Annotated in this window: 11 protein-coding genes; 6 read left to right on the top strand and 5 right to left on the bottom strand. The window is 52.9% G+C overall.

The features are described from left to right. Positions 1-143 precede the first annotated feature (143 nt). Positions 144-3,569 (top strand): hybrid sensor histidine kinase/response regulator, encoded by a 3,426-nt coding sequence (locus SAMA_RS10830; RefSeq protein WP_011760191.1) that lies wholly within the window; start codon positions 144-146, stop codon positions 3,567-3,569. A gap of 164 nt (positions 3,570-3,733) precedes the next feature. Then, a complete protein-coding gene (locus tag SAMA_RS10825; protein WP_011760190.1) occupies positions 3,734-5,023 on the top strand; it encodes an NAD(P)/FAD-dependent oxidoreductase in 1,290 nt (429 codons plus the stop codon). Between the two features lie 63 nt (positions 5,024-5,086). Here the strand turns inward: SAMA_RS10825 and SAMA_RS10820 are convergent, their stop codons facing one another. From SAMA_RS10820 to ppsR, 4 genes are all read right to left on the bottom strand, one after another. Then, positions 5,087-5,758: a response regulator transcription factor gene (locus SAMA_RS10820; protein ID WP_041410357.1), complete on the bottom strand. Its 672-nt coding sequence runs from the start codon at positions 5,756-5,758 to the stop codon at positions 5,087-5,089. Positions 5,759-5,957: 199 nt separating this feature from the next. Next, positions 5,958-6,383 carry an acyl-CoA thioesterase gene (locus SAMA_RS10815; protein WP_011760188.1) on the bottom strand — a complete coding sequence of 142 codons (426 nt, stop codon included), beginning with the start codon at positions 6,381-6,383 and terminating at the stop codon, positions 5,958-5,960. A 242-nt stretch (positions 6,384-6,625) separates the two neighbouring features. Then, on the bottom strand, positions 6,626-7,687 hold the full coding sequence (locus tag SAMA_RS10810) for a 3-deoxy-7-phosphoheptulonate synthase (RefSeq protein WP_011760187.1): 1,062 nt from the start codon (positions 7,685-7,687) through the stop codon (positions 6,626-6,628). Positions 7,688-7,837: 150 nt separating this feature from the next. Continuing rightward, positions 7,838-8,650, bottom strand: coding sequence for a posphoenolpyruvate synthetase regulatory kinase/phosphorylase PpsR (gene ppsR / locus SAMA_RS10805; RefSeq protein WP_011760186.1), 813 nt, complete (start codon positions 8,648-8,650; stop codon positions 7,838-7,840). 124 nt (positions 8,651-8,774) lie between these two features. Between ppsR and ppsA the strand changes: the two genes are divergently transcribed. The 4 genes from ppsA (at position 8,775) to SAMA_RS10785 (ending at position 15,488) form a co-directional block, all read left to right on the top strand. Then, entirely contained in the window at positions 8,775-11,144 is a 2,370-nt protein-coding gene (gene ppsA, locus SAMA_RS10800) for a phosphoenolpyruvate synthase (RefSeq protein ID WP_011760185.1), read from the top strand. 181 nt (positions 11,145-11,325) lie between these two features. After that, positions 11,326-14,349, top strand: coding sequence for a D-2-hydroxyglutarate dehydrogenase YdiJ (gene ydiJ / locus SAMA_RS10795; RefSeq protein WP_011760184.1), 3,024 nt, complete (start codon positions 11,326-11,328; stop codon positions 14,347-14,349). Positions 14,350-14,488: 139 nt separating this feature from the next. Further along, a complete protein-coding gene (locus SAMA_RS10790) occupies positions 14,489-14,974 on the top strand; it encodes a DUF1285 domain-containing protein (RefSeq protein WP_011760183.1) in 486 nt (161 codons plus the stop codon). A gap of 97 nt (positions 14,975-15,071) precedes the next feature. Next, complete coding sequence (locus tag SAMA_RS10785; protein ID WP_011760182.1) at positions 15,072-15,488, top strand: MarR family winged helix-turn-helix transcriptional regulator; 417 nt, start codon at positions 15,072-15,074, stop codon at positions 15,486-15,488. A 152-nt stretch (positions 15,489-15,640) separates the two neighbouring features. Here the strand turns inward: SAMA_RS10785 and SAMA_RS10780 are convergent, their stop codons facing one another. After that, on the bottom strand, positions 15,641-15,988 hold the full coding sequence (locus SAMA_RS10780) for a hypothetical protein (RefSeq protein WP_011760181.1): 348 nt from the start codon (positions 15,986-15,988) through the stop codon (positions 15,641-15,643). Between the last annotated feature and the right edge of the window lie 165 nt (positions 15,989-16,153).

The raw sequence follows: 16,153 nt of genomic DNA, 5'->3' as shown, positions 1-16,153 counted from the left end.
AGTATGGGCATGGCACCCCTCACACACTATTAGACCTTGGTCTAGTTTGTTTTTTTCCTTATTTTTTAGCTGGTTGCATCTTTATTGGTGGCTGGATTTCCAACAGTTTTCAAGGCACAATGGGCTAAAAAAATGAGCATACTATGAATCTGACCCTCTTTGTTGCCGTCATTGCGGTTTTTTACGTCTTTCTGTTATTCCTGTTGGCATGGGGCGCCGAGCGCTGGTTCAGTGGCGTGACCAAGAAGCTGCAGATTTGGATTTATGGCCTGAGTCTCGCGGTATATTGCTCATCCTGGAGCTTCCTGGGTACTGTTGGTCAGTCGGCGGGCGATCTCTGGTCGTTTTTGCCTATTTTTCTCGGGCCCATACTCATTTTCACTTTTGGCTTTGGCATGCTGCGCAAAATGGTGGTGGTATCCAAGGCGCAGAACATCACCTCGGTGGCCGACTTTATCGCCGCCCGCTATGGCAAGTCTCAGGGGCTGGCAGCCCTGGTTACCCTAATCGCACTCTTTGGCATCATGCCGTATATAGCGTTGCAGCTTAAGGCGATGGTGGCCTCACTGAACCTGTTTCAGGAGGCAGGGCAGCCGCTGGACGGCATGAGTGTGGCGCTGATAATTTCCGTGGTGCTGGCGGTCTTTGCCATCCTGTTTGGTACCAGAAAGCTTGACGCCACTGAACACAATCCCGGGATGATGCTCGCCATCGCCTTTGAGTCTTTGGTGAAGCTGGCGGCCTTTTTGTTGGTGGGCCTGGTTATCAGCTTTGGGGTGTTTGATGGTTTTTCCGACATCTGGCAGCAGGCTGATGAGGCCGGAATCATCCAACATCCCAAGCTCAGGCTCGAAGCCATACTACCGGATTTGGTGGTCGGCATTGCCGCATTTTTGTGTATGCCGCGTCAGTTTCACGTGATGGTGGTGGAATGTGCCGGCGAAGGTGTACTGCGCCGCGGCCGCTGGATATTCCCTGTTTATATCGCCCTTTTTGGGCTGTTTGTGGCACCGCTGGCTCTGGCGGGCAAACTGCTTCTTGGTGATAGTGTGCCCGCCGACAGTTATGTGATTAACCTGCCGCTGGCGCTCAATGCCGATGGCCTTGCCATTGTCGCCCTTCTCGGTACCTTATCTGCCGCCACCGGTATGGTGATAGTGGCGGTGGTGACCATCTCCATCATGATAAGTAACGAATGGCTGGTGCCGCTGATGCTCAGAAGCGGTCGCATCCGTAAGAAAAACTTCGCCCAGTTTTCCCAGTTCCTGCTGAATGCCCGCCGCTTGGCGATAGTCATCATCCTTGGCATAGGTTACCTGTCGTTTTTGTACCTTGCCGACAGCGATTCACTGGCTCATTTGGGGATGTTGGCCTTTGGCGCCTTCGCGCAGCTCGCCCCTGCACTGGTGGGTGGCCTTTATTGGAAACACGGTAATCGCGCCGGCGTCTTTTTGGGACTGGCGGCCGGATTTGGGCTTTGGGTGTGGATTTTGCTGCAAGGCGCGGGAGAGCGCGTGGCCAGTGCGGGGCTCTCGGATGTGTGGCTGTTGTCCTATATTAGCCCAAATGTGTCTGACACCCTGCTTGCCATCATGGTGAACTCGGTATTCTATGTGCTGGGCTCCATCTGGTTCAGGGCCGGGGTGGTTGAGCGTATTCAGGCCAGTAGCTTTGTATCGCCGGGGGAGCTTAAAACAGCAGGTAACCGTCGCACCGGCCCCATCTCTCAACAGGATTTGCTCATTTTGGTGAGCCGCTTTGTCAGCCCCACCCGAGCCTATGAAAGCTTCAGCCGTTTTTCACCGGAAGCGGTCAATCGTGACAGCTGGAACAAGGCCGCATCACCGGAACTCATCGCTCACACGGAACACCTGCTTTCTGGTGTGCTGGGTGCTTCCAGCGCCGCGTTGGTGCTTGATTCCGTTATCGCGGGTCGGGATTTGGCGCTGGATGAAGTGCTGTCCCTGGTGGATGAGGCTTCCTCCAAGGTCATCCTGAGTCAGGAGATGCTAAGGGGAGCAATTGAGCACGCCTATGAAGGCATCAGTGTGGTGGATAAAGACCTGAATCTGGTCGCCTGGAATGCCCGTTACGGTGAGCTTTATCAGTATCCGGATAATTTCCTGCAGCCGGGCATGCCCATCAGCGAAGTTATTCGCTTCAATGCTGCTCGAGGTTACTGTGGCGTTGGTGATATTGAAGAGCAGGTAGAGCGGCGCGTGCAGCATATGCGAAATGGTACGCCACACACCTCTGAGCGGGAGCGCAGCGACGGCAAGGTCATTAAAATTCAGGGTAACCCCATGCCGGATGGTGGTTTCGTGATGACCTTTACCGACATTACCCAATACCGTGCCCAGGAGCGGGCACTGAAAGAGTCCAATGAAACCCTGGAAAGCAGGGTGAAAGAGCGAACTTATGAGCTTGCCATGCTCAATAGCCAGCTGTTGGAAGCCAAGGCCCAGGAAGAGATGGCCAATGCCTCAAAAAGCCGGTTTTTGGCGGCAGTGGGTCATGATCTGATGCAGCCCCTCAACGCGGCGCGGCTATTTACGGCATCGCTCTCCCAGTACAGCAACCTTGATGACGAGGCCCGCACCACCTTATCCCATGTGAACAGCTCGCTGAAAATCGCCGGTGAGTTGCTAACCGACCTTCTGGATATCTCCAAGCTGGACTCCGGCATGGTGGAGGTCAACCGACGGGATTTTGCGGTATCGGATATTCTCTCCGGTTTGGCGGTCGAATTTGATGCCATGGGCAAGGATAATCAGATTCGTTTTGCCATGGTGTCGTCCAGCGTGACCATCAACTCTGACCCGGCACTGCTCAGACGCGTATTGCAGAACTTTTTGACCAATGCCTACCGTTACGCCCGTGGTGGCAGGGTGCTGCTTGGCTGCCGTCATCGCCCCGGCGAGCTTGAGATCCAGGTGCTGGACACGGGCTGCGGCATAGATGAGCGTGAACTTCACGAAATTTTCAAGGAGTTTAAGCGTCTGTCGAATCCACACAGCAAGGGCGTCAGTGGTCTTGGCTTGGGTTTGGCCATTGCAGACAGGATAAGCAAGGTGCTCGGCCACGATATCAAGGTCGCTTCTGTGCTGGGACGGGGCTCGGTGTTTTCTATCTCTGTGCCACTTGGTAAAACCGTCACTGCGCCTGTGCCAACCCGCAGACCCACTGTGCTGCAGCCACTGGCCGGGGTGAAGGTGCTTTGTATCGACAACGAAGAAGCTATCCTTGCCGGGCTTGAGAGCCTTCTCAGGCGCTGGCAGTGTGAGGTCATCTGCGCGCGGGATCTGGGTGACGCCCGTATCAAGTTGGGCCTCAAGGGGCTGGCGCCGGATATAGTGCTGGCGGATTATCACCTGGATGACGGCCAGAATGGTGTAGATGCCATGGACGGGATCCGAGCTCTCTATGGCGAGCACTTGCCCGGCATTCTTATCACCGCCAATACCCGTAAAGATTTGGTGGAAGACGTACAGCGCCGTGGCTACCACTATATGGCAAAGATGGTTAAACCGGCGGCGCTCAGGGCATTGATTTCAAGTTTGGTGAAATAATCCGTGGTCCACGGCGTAACGCGTTAACGCGCAATTATTGGGAGTTTTTCACGCCCGGCTTTTCACAAATTTTACAATGGGTAAACAAATTGCTGTTCACCCATTGACCTTCTGTTGTATATATCGCTAACATCCGTAAAAAATAAAAAACAACAGGACTCTCCATGCAAGCTCGTTGCGGCTCTTATTACAATGCCACCATCAAACACGAAACTGACTATCCGCGCTTAACTGAAGCAATTCAAGCAGATGTGGCGGTGATCGGCGGTGGATTTACCGGCGTAAACACAGCGCTTGAACTGGCCGAACAGGGTTATAAAGTGGTGCTGCTGGAAGCCAATAAGATTGCCTGGGGTGCCACAGGCCGTAACGGCGGCCAGGTCACAGGGTCGCTGTCAGGCGATCAGGCCATGACCAAACAGCTCAGAAACCGTATCGGCGCAGAAGCCGAGGATTATGTTTGGGCGCTGCGCTGGCGTGGTCACGATATCATCAAGAACCGGGTGGCTAAGTACAATATCGACTGTGATTTGCGCCATGGCCATTTGCACACAGCCTATAAACCAGCCCACATGAATGAGCTTAAATCCATGTTGGACGAAGCCCAGCGAAAGGGTATGGGCGATCTGGTGTCATTGGTCGAAAAAGACGAGATGCCTCAGTATCTCGAATCGCCTCTCTACCATGGTGGCTTGCTCAATAAAAAGAACATGCACCTGCATTCGGTTAATCTGTGTATCGGTGAGGCGAGGGCGGCAGAAAGCCTGGGTGTGCGGATTTTCGAAGATACGCAAGTATTGGATATCGTTGAGGGCCCTCGTCCGGTGGTGAAAACGGCCTTTGGCAGCGTCACTGCAAACAAGGTGCTCATTGCCGGCAACGCCTATCACAAGCTGGGGCGCCCGAAACTCAGAGGCATGCTATTTCCGGCATCCCTGGGCAACTGTGCAACTGTACGCTTATCAGACGAAGTGGCCAGTGCAATCAATCCACACAATCTTGCCGTGTATGATTGCCGCTTTGTACTCGATTATTATCGGCTTACCGCGGATAACCGCCTTATGTTCGGTGGCGGCACCAACTACAGTGGCCGTGATCCCAAGAATGTGGCCGAAGAGCTGCGCCCTGCGATTGAACGCACCTTCCCGCGACTTAAAGGTGTGGAGATAGAATTCGCCTGGGCCGGTATGGCGGGGATTGTGATTAACCGCATACCGCAGCTTGGCAAAGTCTCCGAGCACGTCTACTACTGCCAGGGTTATTCGGGCCATGGGGTGGCGACCAGCCACATCATGTCAGAAATCATGGCCAAAGCCATTGATGGTGATCTGCGTGAGTTTGGCCTCTTTGCCGGTATGAAGCACTGGCGCATTCCACTGAATGAATGGTTTGGCAATCAGGCGTTGGCCATTGGTATGCTTTACTATCAGCTGCGTGAGAGCCTCCGGGGCTGACAGATGAAATAAAAAGGCCGCATCCAATGCGGCCTTTTTAATGTGCGTCTGCATTGCCAATGCTCAGTGGCTTTGCCCCAAATCGACCTTGTCCATTTCCAGCTGCTGTAGTGCAATCACAGCCTGGGTGCGGTTTCTTACCCCAAGCTTTCTGAAAATGGCGGTGGCGTGGGCCTTGATGGTGGCTTCTGATACCCCTAAATCATAGGCGATTTGTTTGTTGAGCAGGCCTTCGGCAAACATCTGTAATACCCGGTATTGCTGCGGGGTAAGATCCGCAAGCTTACCCGCCACCTGGTCGGTGCCGTCTTCTTCAATCTTGACCAACTCAATGTCCTGGGGCAGCCAGATATCACCGTAAAGTACCGCACTCATGGCCTCGGTGAGGGTTTCCATGGAGGCTGATTTGGGAATAAAACCGGCGCTGCCATAATGGATCGCACGACTGATGGTTTGAGCATCTTCATGGGCTGAAATCACTACCACCGGGATATCCGGGTAATGGGAACGAAGATGTATGAGGGTTGAATAACCGTGGGAGCCTGGCATTTGCAAATCCAGCAGTACCAGATCGTAATCAACTTCAGGTTTATCAAGCAGTTGCTGGAGTGCATCGGCACTGTCAGCTTCGAACCAGCGGGTATCGGCAAAGGCGCTGGACAAGGCTTGCCTGAGGGCGTTTCGAAACAGGGGGTGATCGTCGGCAATGATCACATTGAGATTCTCGAGCTTCATGATGCGGTTATATTTCTTATCGTCACAGATGCGCAATAAAACCAATGTAACAGAAGAATGCCCAATTATCCTATGGATTTATCCTGAGCTATTGCCTTGAATGTGTTAATTTTCTTTGGGGTTAGACTAAAGTCGTATTTGCTGTCAGGGGCAGATGCGTCAGTGCAACGGCCCCTGAGAAGTTCATTAGTGGCGGCAATTAGTCCTGTGACCATACCTGAGTGGGTTTGCGATTTTCATCTACCGCCACAAAGGTAAAGACGCCACGAATGGCGTGTTCTCTTTTATCCTGATACATGTCTTCAACAAAAATATTCACTTCTACCTTGAGGCTGGTGTTACCTACATGGATCACCCGGGCAATCAATTCTGCGAGGCTGCCGGCGGGAATGGCTTTATTGAAGTCGATGCGGTCCGAGCTCACGGTGACCAGGGTTTTTCGGCAAAATCGGGTAGCGGCGATAAAGGCAGTTTCATCCATCCAAGCGAGGGCCTCACCGCCAAACAGGGTATTGTGGTGGTTGGTGTTGGACGGAAAAACCGCTTTGATAACGCGCGCTTCCGATGCGTCAATACGGCGGGCAATGGCTTCAGGAAATTGTGGCTGGGTGTCAGTCAGTGGCATACGGCAACCTTGGGGTTATGCAAACAAATCTGAAGAATACTCAAAAGGCGCGCAGTATAGCCTTTTCACGGCTTTACTGTCATGGACTATGGGTCGGAACCTGGATAGCGGGATGACCATGGAATCCAGTTGCCAGCCTATTACTCACCTGTGCAGTGCCTGTACGGATAATAGGGCTAAGATATGAGCTAACGAAAAAGCCTCCGTAAGGAGGCTTTTATAGGGCATATGCAGTAAGTGACTTACTTTTTCAGCTCGCGGCGTACCCGTGCGGCGGCGGCCAGATTGCGCAGCAGCGGCTCAGTATCACCCCAGCTCAAACAGGCATCGGTGATGGACTTGCCGTAGCAAAGAGGTTGGCCTTCGACCACCGCCTGATTACCTTCTTCAATAAAGCTTTCGGCCATGATGCCGGCAATGGCGGTGGAGCCGGCACGAATTTGTGCCATCACGTTTTCGGCTACTTCCAGCTGCTTTTTGTGCTGCTTTTGGCTGTTGCCATGGGAGAAGTCAATCACCATGCCGGTGTCTATGCCGGTGGCTTTGAGCTGCTCATGGGCCTTTTGCACATGCTCCTGTGCGTAGTTGGGGTTCTTGCCGCCACGCAGAATGATGTGGCCGTATGGGTTACCGTGGGTGCGGTAAACCGACATATGACCATCTTTATCCGGTGAGTAGAATATGTGTGGCACCTTGGCGGCGCGCACGGCGTCCACGGCGATATTGATGTTGCCGTCGGTGCCGTTTTTAAAGCCCACGGGGCAAGACAGCGCCGACGCCATTTCGCGGTGAATTTGGCTTTCGGTGGTGCGGGCACCGATGGCGCCCCAGGTGATAAGGTCGGCGATGTACTGACCGTTCACCATATCCAAAAACTCGGTGGCGATGGGCAGTTTCAGTTCAGTAATTTGCTGAAGCAGATGACGGGCAAGGCGAAGACCTTTGTTGGCACTGAAGCTGCCGTCCAGATCCGGGTCGGAAATCAGCCCTTTCCAACCAACGATGGTGCGTGGCTTTTCAAAATACACCCGCATCAGGATGCACAAATCGTCTTTGAGTTCATGGTGCAACTTGGCCAGACGTCCGGCATATTCGAGCGCGGCTTCGGTATCGTGAATAGAGCAGGGGCCGATAATCACCAGAAGGCGCTTATCCTGACCGGTGAGAATGGCTTCCACCTCACGGCGCTGAGCAACCAGATAGTCTGCCGCTTCCTGTGTCAGCGGGTATTCTGCGGCCAGTTGTGAAGGTGAAATTACTTTACAAAGAAGGGATGTACGTAGTTCGTCAGTCTTAATCGTCATTCAGCATACCGGTTTGGTGCGGGCTTATCGCCAGATTGAACCGGATTATAACCAATAGTGACGGGCTGCACAGTGCCGATTGTGTAATTAATCGACAACTGTGCAACGAAATTGATTTAAGTTAGATCTGATTGACCGAAGCGGCCAATCTTAAAACATGTGACGTTCCATACCTGTCATGTCGAGAATTTTGGTGGCGATTTCCTCCACCGAGTGATTGGTGGTGTCTATATAAGGAATGCGTTCCTTCTTAAACATCATTTCCACTTCCTTTACTTCCATCCGACATTGACGCAAAGAGGAGTAGCGGCTGTTCTCCATCCGGCTCTGGCGAATTTCCTGCAGACGTACCGGATCGATAGTCAGACCGAATAACTTGTGTTTGTTGCGTTTGAGGGCTTCAGGCAGCTTTAAGCTGTCCATGTCATCCTCTGTAAAAGGATAATTGGCCGCTTTAATACCAAACTGCATCGACAAGTACAGACTGGACGGGGTTTTGCCGCAGCGGGATACACCCAGCAGGATAATGTCGGCTTTGTCCATGTGTTTTAGGGTCTGGCCGTCATCGTTTTCCATGGCGAAGTTAATGGCATCGATACGGGCTTCGTAACTGTGATTGGCTTTTCCATGGGTACGGTGCAGCACAGGTGCCGCACTGACGCCCAATTGTTGCTCAAGTGGCGCAACGAAGGTGTTCAAAAAGTCATAATCCAGTCCTTCACTGGAATAGATAACATCTCTGATCTCCGGCTTTACGATGGAATGAAATACCAGAGGCCGCTCTCCTGTTGTAATAAAACTATCATTTATCTGCTTTTTTACCGCTTCTGCTTTGGCATTGGTTTCGACAAAGGGAATGGTAATTGCTTCAAATTCCATAGGAAATTGGGAAAGTACTGCATGGCCGAAAACTTCTGCTGTGATCGCCGTTCCATCGGAAATGTAGAAAACTTTACGAGCCATACCAACCTCATGTAGTAATAAAATTACAAAGAAAATTATAGATTTACGCTTAATGCCCCGAAGTGTAAAATGCCGCTGCCCCGGTGTGAAGGGGCCAACTAAATAAACATGCGGAGATAGAACTGTGCAGCAATATGTACTCTGGTATCAGGAATTGGGCATGGGCGACGTCAACAAAGTTGGCGGCAAGAACGCTTCACTGGGCGAGATGATCAGTAATCTGGCCAACGCAGGTGTTCAAGTCCCCGGTGGCTTTGCAACCACGGCTCATGCGTTTAATGAGTTCCTGGAGCAAAGCGGAGTAAACCAGAAGATTTATGACATTCTTGACACTCTGGACGTCGATGATGTTAACGCACTGGCGAAAGTGGGTGCACAGATCAGACAGTGGGTTATCGAAACCCCCTTCCAACCCGAACTCGAACAGGCCATCCACGAGGCCTATAACAAACTCTCCGGTGAAACCACCGAAGCCTCCTTTGCCGTACGTTCCTCTGCCACCGCCGAAGACATGCCTGATGCCTCTTTCGCCGGTCAGCAGGAAACCTTCCTGAACGTGAAGGGTTACGATGCCGTATTGGTGGCTATCAAGCACGTATTTGCGTCTTTGTTTAACGACCGCGCGATTTCTTACCGTGTGCACCAGGGTTACGATCACCGTGGTGTGGCCCTGTCTGCCGGTGTGCAGCGCATGGTGCGTTCTGACAAAGCCGCCTCTGGTGTGATGTTTACCATAGATACCGAATCCGGTAACGACGATGTGGTATTTGTGACCTCATCTTACGGTCTGGGCGAAATGGTAGTACAGGGCGCGGTTAACCCTGACGAATTTTACGTTCATAAGCCAACCCTGACTGCAGGCCATCAGGCCGTAGTTCGCCGCAACATCGGTTCCAAGCTTATCCAGATGGTCTACTCAGACGATCTTTCACACGGTAAGCAGGTGAAAATCGAAGATGTGTCGGTGGAAAACCGTCGTCAGTTCTCCATTAATGATGCCGAAGTGATGGAACTGGCCAAGCAGGCCATCATCATTGAGAAGCACTATGGTCGTCCAATGGACATCGAGTGGGCCAAAGATGGCAACGACGGTAAACTCTATATAGTTCAGGCCCGCCCTGAAACCGTACGCTCACGTGAAGACGTTCAGCTGATTGAACGCTATCACTTAAAGAGCCGTGGCGTTGTGATAAGCGAAGGCCGTGCCATCGGTCACAAGGTTGGCTCAGGTGTTGCCAAAGTGCTGAAGTCCATTGAAGAAATGGACAAAATCCAGCCAGGTGACGTACTGGTAACCGACATGACCGACCCGGATTGGGAACCTATCATGAAGCGCGCCAGCGCCATCGTGACCAACCGTGGTGGCCGTACCTGCCATGCTGCGATTATCGCCCGTGAACTGGGTGTGCCAGCTGTAGTGGGTTGTGGTGATGTGACTGACCGCATCCAGAACGGCCAGATGGTGACTGTATCCTGCGCCGAAGGCGACACAGGTTATATCTACGATGGCAAGCAGGAGTTTGAAGTGATCTCCAGCCGCGTGGATTCCATGCCCTCATTACCAATGAAGATAATGATGAATGTGGGTAACCCTGACCGCGCCTTCGACTTCGCCCGTCTGCCAAACGAGGGTGTGGGTCTGGCCCGTCTTGAGTTCATCATCAACCGCATGATTGGTATTCACCCCAAGGCACTTCTCGAATTCAACCAGCAGGAAGCTGCCCTGCAGGAAGAAATCAACGAAATGATTGCCGGTTACGACTCGCCAGTAGAGTACTACGTAGCCCGTCTGGTTGAAGGTATCGCCACTATCGCGGCGGCCTTCCATCCGAAGAAGGTGATCGTGCGTATGTCTGACTTTAAGTCAAACGAGTACGCCAACCTGGTGGGCGGTGATCGCTACGAGCCAGAGGAAGAAAACCCAATGTTGGGCTTCCGTGGTGCCAGCCGTTATATCTCTGAGTCCTTCCGCGACTGTTTCGCCCTCGAGTGTGAAGCTATCAAGCGCGTTCGCAACGACATGGGTCTGAAGAACGTGGAAATCATGATCCCCTTCGTGCGCACCCTGGGTGAGGCCGAGCAGGTGATTGAACTCCTCAAACAGGAAGGTCTGGAGCGTGGTAAAGACGGTCTGCGCGTTATCATGATGTGTGAACTGCCATCCAACGCCCTGCTGGCCGAGCAGTTCCTGGAGCACTTCGATGGCTTCTCCATCGGCTCTAACGACCTGACTCAGCTGACCCTGGGCCTGGACCGTGACTCCGGCATCATCAGCCACCTGTTCGACGAGCGTAACGAAGCCGTGAAGGCACTGCTGGCCATGGCCATCAAGGCTGCCAAGGCCAAGGGCGCTTACGTGGGTATCTGTGGTCAGGGTCCATCGGATCACGCCGACTTCGCCGCCTGGCTGGTGGAGCAGGGCATTGATACCGTGTCGCTGAACCCTGACACTGTGATTGATACCTGGCTGTATCTGGCCGAGGCCCACGGTTAATCAGGGCAGAACCCTCGGTTAATCCGGACAATACCCTCGGTTAATCCGGACATAGATAGCCACATTCTGAGAAGGTCGGCGCCGCTGGCGCCCCTTTTTACCGATGTGTAACAAAAGCCGCTTTTTAGCGGCTTTTTTTTGTTTATAATGCCGAGACAAAACAACAACACAGATACCGTGCATGTTACCCCTGCTTTCTCACCAGCAAACTCTGGAACCCGTATATCTGGCCTTTCTCGAGGCACTTGCCGCCGATTTTGACGGCGAGATAGATACCCGTTACAGCGCCCGCATAGTGCAGGCCACAGATAACTCCGTGTATCAGTTTCTCCCCCAGGCGGTGCTCTATCCCAAGAGCACGTTGGATGTGCAGCGGGTAATGCAACTCGCTGCCAAAGACGAGTTTCGCGAGGTGGTATTCAGTGCCCGCGGTGGCGGCACCGGCACCAACGGTCAGTCGTTGACCCACGGGCTTATCCTCGATTTGTCGCGCCATATGAACAAGGTGCTGGAAGTCAACGCCGAGGAAGGTTGGGCCAGGGTCGAGGCCGGTGTGGTCAAAGATGCGCTCAATGACGCCTTAAGGCCCCATGGTTTTTTCTTCAGCCCGGACTTGTCGACCTCCAACCGCGCCACCCTGGGCGGCATGATAAACACAGACGCCTCGGGCGCAGGCTCACTGGTGTACGGCAAAACGTCTGACCATGTGCTGGGCCTTAAGAGCGTGCTCATCGATGGCTCTGTGCTGGATTCAGTCCCAATGGCGGCCGAAAGCCTGGATACCGTGGACAGCCGCAGTCTTGCGGGTAAGTTGATTGCCAATATTTCCGCCGTGTGCCGTGACAAGCGCGAGCTGGTGAAAACCCGTTTTCCACGCTTGAACCGTTTCCTCACAGGATACGATCTGGAACACGTGTGGGACGATGACCTCAGCCAGTTCGATTTAAGCCGCATTCTTACCGGCTCCGAAGGTACCCTTGCCGTTATCACCGAAGCGAAAGTCAATCTTACGCCGCTGCCCAAGCAGCGCGCCATGGTCAATATCAAATACGATTCTTTCGAGTCGGCGCTGCGTCACGCCCCATCACTGGTGGCTGCCAGTGCCACAGTCGTGGAAACGGTGGATTCCAAGGTGCTGGGTCTTGCCCGTGAAGACATTGTCTGGCACTCGGTGAGTGAACTCATTCAGGAAGTGCCCGGCAAGCATATCGATGGCCTCAATATGGTGGAGTTTGCCGGTGACGAAGCCGAAGTAAACGCCAAACTGGCGGCGCTCGAAGCTGTGCTTGCTGAGCAAATCAAAAACGGCGAGTGCGGTGTGGTGGGATTCCGAAGTACCCACGATAAGGTAAGCATCGAAAAAATCTACGCCATGCGCAAAAAGGCAGTGGGTCTCTTGGGCGCTGCCAAGGGCAGCCGCAAACCCATTGCCTTTGCCGAAGACACTGCCGTGCCACCAGAGAAGCTCGCCGACTTTATTATGGAGTTCCGGGCGCTGCTCGATGGCCACAAGCTGCAATACGGCATGTTTGGCCACGTGGATGCGGGCGTGCTGCACGTCCGTCCTGCGCTGGATATGTGCGATCCCGTGGATGAAAAGCTCTTGCGTACTATCTCCGATGAAGTAGCGGCGCTGACGCTTAAATACGGCGGCCTGATGTGGGGCGAGCATGGTAAGGGCGTGCGGGGCGAGTATGGTCCGGCGGTATTTGGTGATGAGCTTTACGGCGTGCTGCAGGACATCAAGGGCTGGTTTGACCCGGACAATCGGTTAAATCCCGGTAAGCTGGTGGCGCCAAAGGACAAGGGTGAACTGTTTTACAATGTCGACAGCGCCAAGCGCGGCAGTTTCGACAGGCAAATTCCCGTTAAGGTGCGCGAAGCCTTCCCGGATGTGATGAATTGCAACGGCAATGGCCTGTGTTTTAACTACTCGGCCTATTCGCCCATGTGCCCGTCATTTAAAGTAACCGGCGACCGTATCCAGTCCCCTAAGGGCCGCTCGTCGCTGATGCGTGAATGGTTAAGACTTTTGGAAGCCGAAGGCGTGGATGTGGAGCAACTGGCCAAATCCAAACCATTGGGTTGGTTGCAGCGTGCGCAAAATAGCCTTAAGGCCAAGGATGAGTACGATTATTCCCACGAGGTGATGGAATCCTTAAAGGGCTGTCTTGCCTGTAAGGCGTGTTCGGGCCAATGCCCGGTTAAGGTAGATGTGCCCAAGTTCCGCGCCCAGTTTTTCAATATTTACTATCAGCGTTATCTACGCCCGCCCAAAGACTATCTGGTGGCCGGTATCGAAGATGCGCTGCCGCTGATGGCCAAAGCCCCTAAGCTTGTGAATGCACTGTCACAAAACAGTCTGTCCCAGTGGGTTATCAAGAAAGCCATTGGCTATGTGGATGCGCCCAAATTGTCGGTCCCGACTTTGACTCAGCGGCTAGAGAGCCATCAGAGTCTGGGGTATGACCTAGAGTCACTCAAACGTATTCCTGCCGCTGAGCGCAGCCGTTATGTGCTGGTGGCACAGGATCCATTCAACAGCTTCTATGATGCAGGGCTCGTGTATCACTTCGTGAAGCTGATTGAGAAGCTTGGCTTTAAGCCCGTGTTGCTGCCATTTAAGCCAAACGGCAAGCCTGCCCATATCAAGGGGTTCCTCGATAAGTTTGCCGCCAGTGCCGGTACCGCGGCGGCCTTTTTCAACGAGCTTGGTAAACTGGGTATGCCTATGGTGGGCGTGGACCCGGCTATGGTGCTGGTGTACCGTGATGAGTACAAGGTGGCGCTCGGTAAAGATCGCGGCGATTTTAACATCAAGCTCGCCAACGAGTGGTTGATGGAAGTGCTTGAGGCGCTGCCACAGCGTGAGTTATCGGGCCGCGGGTACACCTGGTTCAGTCACTGCACCGAGTCCACCGCCAAGCCGGGCACCGCTAAAGAGTGGAGCGCAATCTTTGCCAGATTCGGTGCCACGCTTAAGGTCAAAAACCTGGGTTGCTGTGGCATGGCAGGCACCTATGGCCATGAGCTGGATAATCTTGCGCGATCGCAACAGCTCTATGATATGTCCTGGAAAGAGGGGATTAATGGTACTTCCAGGGAAGAGATCCTGGTATCCGGTTACTCCTGCCGTTCTCAGGTGAAGCGCTTCTCGGGTTTCCGTCCAAAGCACCCATTGGAAGCCCTGCTTGAGCTTATCTAAGTAAACGGCGTTATTTGATCTCCATGCCTCAAACGAATAAAGGCCCTTTCACAGAGTGATGGGGCCTTTTACTTCCGATTTATGCCATCCCGGTTTAGCCTGAGTAACAAGATTAGTGATGCAAAGGAAGACACACATCATGACGCAGATACCAGATCCTAACACTCAGTCGGCCAACGCCATGAGTCAGGAAGGGCCCCCCGAGGCCGCCGCCTTTGCGGCCATGGAGAATATGCTGAAGCCAGCCTTTTGCAGCGAACAACCGCTTTTTGCTATAGATGAAGCTGGGCGATGGCACTATCAGGGACAGCCCCTGCCCGATAAATTTGCCCGGCTCTTTATGGGTATCCTCAGGCCCGATAGCGGCGGCTGGGCCCTGGTAACACCGGCAGAGAGGGTCAAAGTGACGGTAGCCAGAACGCCTGTGGTGATAGTGGATTTTGAAACAGCGGCAGACCAGTTGATCCTTACCTGTGTGTTGGGAAGCCAGTACCGAGTCGACAAAGCAGATATCTCATTGATGGAAGAGGGTGTTTTGATTTCACTTCCCAATTTGAAAACCGGCAGCATGAGCCGTGCCTGCTTCTATCGCTATGCGGAATTACTCCTGTGTGACAAAGACTGAATTTGCGCAGGGCCGCTAGTGTATTGCGCTTTCGGTGATAGTATTAAGAAGGTGGCTGTGAATTCTGGCCAGCAGCTTGAACGACGGGAGGTGCTGTTTGAATCGTCAGGAGAGTCTTGGTTATTTGGTGTCCCATCTCAATGTGGCCATTGCCAATGAGCTGGATCAACGCCTGAAGCGCTATCAGCTGGACATTAAACTCTGGCCGGTATTGTTTGCGCTTTGGCAGGAAGAAGGCATTACCCAAACCGAATTGTCACGTCGCTGCGACGTGGCCAACTACACCATGACCCGGCTGTTGGATCAACTGCAGGTACAGGGACTCATCACGCGGCATCAGGAAGCGGATAATCGCCGCGCCTTCAAGATTTTTCTAACAGACGAAGCCAAAGCCCTTGAGCAGGACCTTATCCGTGAAGCGGAGCGGGTGAATGAAAAGTTTATGGCCGAGCTGAACGTGGAAGAGCAAGATTTGCTGATGAAATTGCTGAACAAGATAAATCACACTGAGTGATGCTGCTTTTCGTCAAATGGCATCTCAGTTTGCAAAAAAGACCGGCGGTTTGCCGGTCTTTTTGTTGGTGATATTCCTTGTCGCCATGTCATTCTCGAACGACGCGAAGTAGGGCTTCGGGTTCAGCCAGATGATGGGGTAAGAATGTGTGCTCAGTGCACCACCAACATCACCAGCCCTCCCAACATGCCGACACCCAACAAAGACTGCCACAGCAGATTTTGCGCACGCGACAGATTTTCTTGCCCCTGTTTGAGGCTTGCGACCAGCTGGCCTTTTTTATAGATACGGCACATGACTTCTTCTGTTTGGGGGTCGATAAATAGTTGAAATTTTGCCTTGTTTCCATCTTTTAATGGCACCTGATGCTCACTCTGTCCGCCAAAATTCAGTTTACTTGAGACCATTTCACCGTTGACGTAGACGCGCTCCAGGCCACTCCAGTCGCTTGCCTGCAACTCGACAGAATCCTGATTCAGACAGTACTTGAAACAGATCATGATGCTCTCCTGCACCTTGGGGGAGTGTTTAAGTCAAGCAAAGGATCCCGACCATTTCCACACCAAAATTTTTGCTTTTGGTTGGAAATGCCATATCCCCATGAGTTGCTTTTAAATTTAATCTGAAAAAAATCTTACCGGCGAAAGATGACAAAATGCAGGCAC

Source organism: Shewanella amazonensis SB2B (assembly GCF_000015245.1).
Lineage (GTDB): Bacteria > Pseudomonadota > Gammaproteobacteria > Enterobacterales > Shewanellaceae > Shewanella > Shewanella amazonensis.
Note: the sequence above shows the minus strand (reverse complement) of the source record. Positions and strands in the feature narration are given on the sequence as shown.

What these genes read in the sequence shown, in the direction of transcription:
- SAMA_RS10830 (WP_011760191.1), top strand. Translation starts at nt 144, where the DNA reads ATGAATCTGACCCTCTTTGTTGCCGTCATTGCGGTTTTTTACGTCTTT.
- SAMA_RS10825 (WP_011760190.1), top strand. Translation starts at nt 3,734, where the DNA reads ATGCAAGCTCGTTGCGGCTCTTATTACAATGCCACCATCAAACACGAA.
- SAMA_RS10820 (WP_041410357.1), bottom strand. Translation starts at nt 5,758, where the DNA reads ATGAAGCTCGAGAATCTCAATGTGATCATTGCCGACGATCACCCCCTG.
- SAMA_RS10815 (WP_011760188.1), bottom strand. Translation starts at nt 6,383, where the DNA reads ATGCCACTGACTGACACCCAGCCACAATTTCCTGAAGCCATTGCCCGC.
- SAMA_RS10810 (WP_011760187.1), bottom strand. Translation starts at nt 7,687, where the DNA reads ATGACGATTAAGACTGACGAACTACGTACATCCCTTCTTTGTAAAGTA.
- ppsR (WP_011760186.1), bottom strand. Translation starts at nt 8,650, where the DNA reads ATGGCTCGTAAAGTTTTCTACATTTCCGATGGAACGGCGATCACAGCA.
- ydiJ (WP_011760184.1), top strand. Translation starts at nt 11,326, where the DNA reads ATGTTACCCCTGCTTTCTCACCAGCAAACTCTGGAACCCGTATATCTG.
- SAMA_RS10790 (WP_011760183.1), top strand. Translation starts at nt 14,489, where the DNA reads ATGACGCAGATACCAGATCCTAACACTCAGTCGGCCAACGCCATGAGT.
- SAMA_RS10780 (WP_011760181.1), bottom strand. Translation starts at nt 15,988, where the DNA reads ATGATCTGTTTCAAGTACTGTCTGAATCAGGATTCTGTCGAGTTGCAG.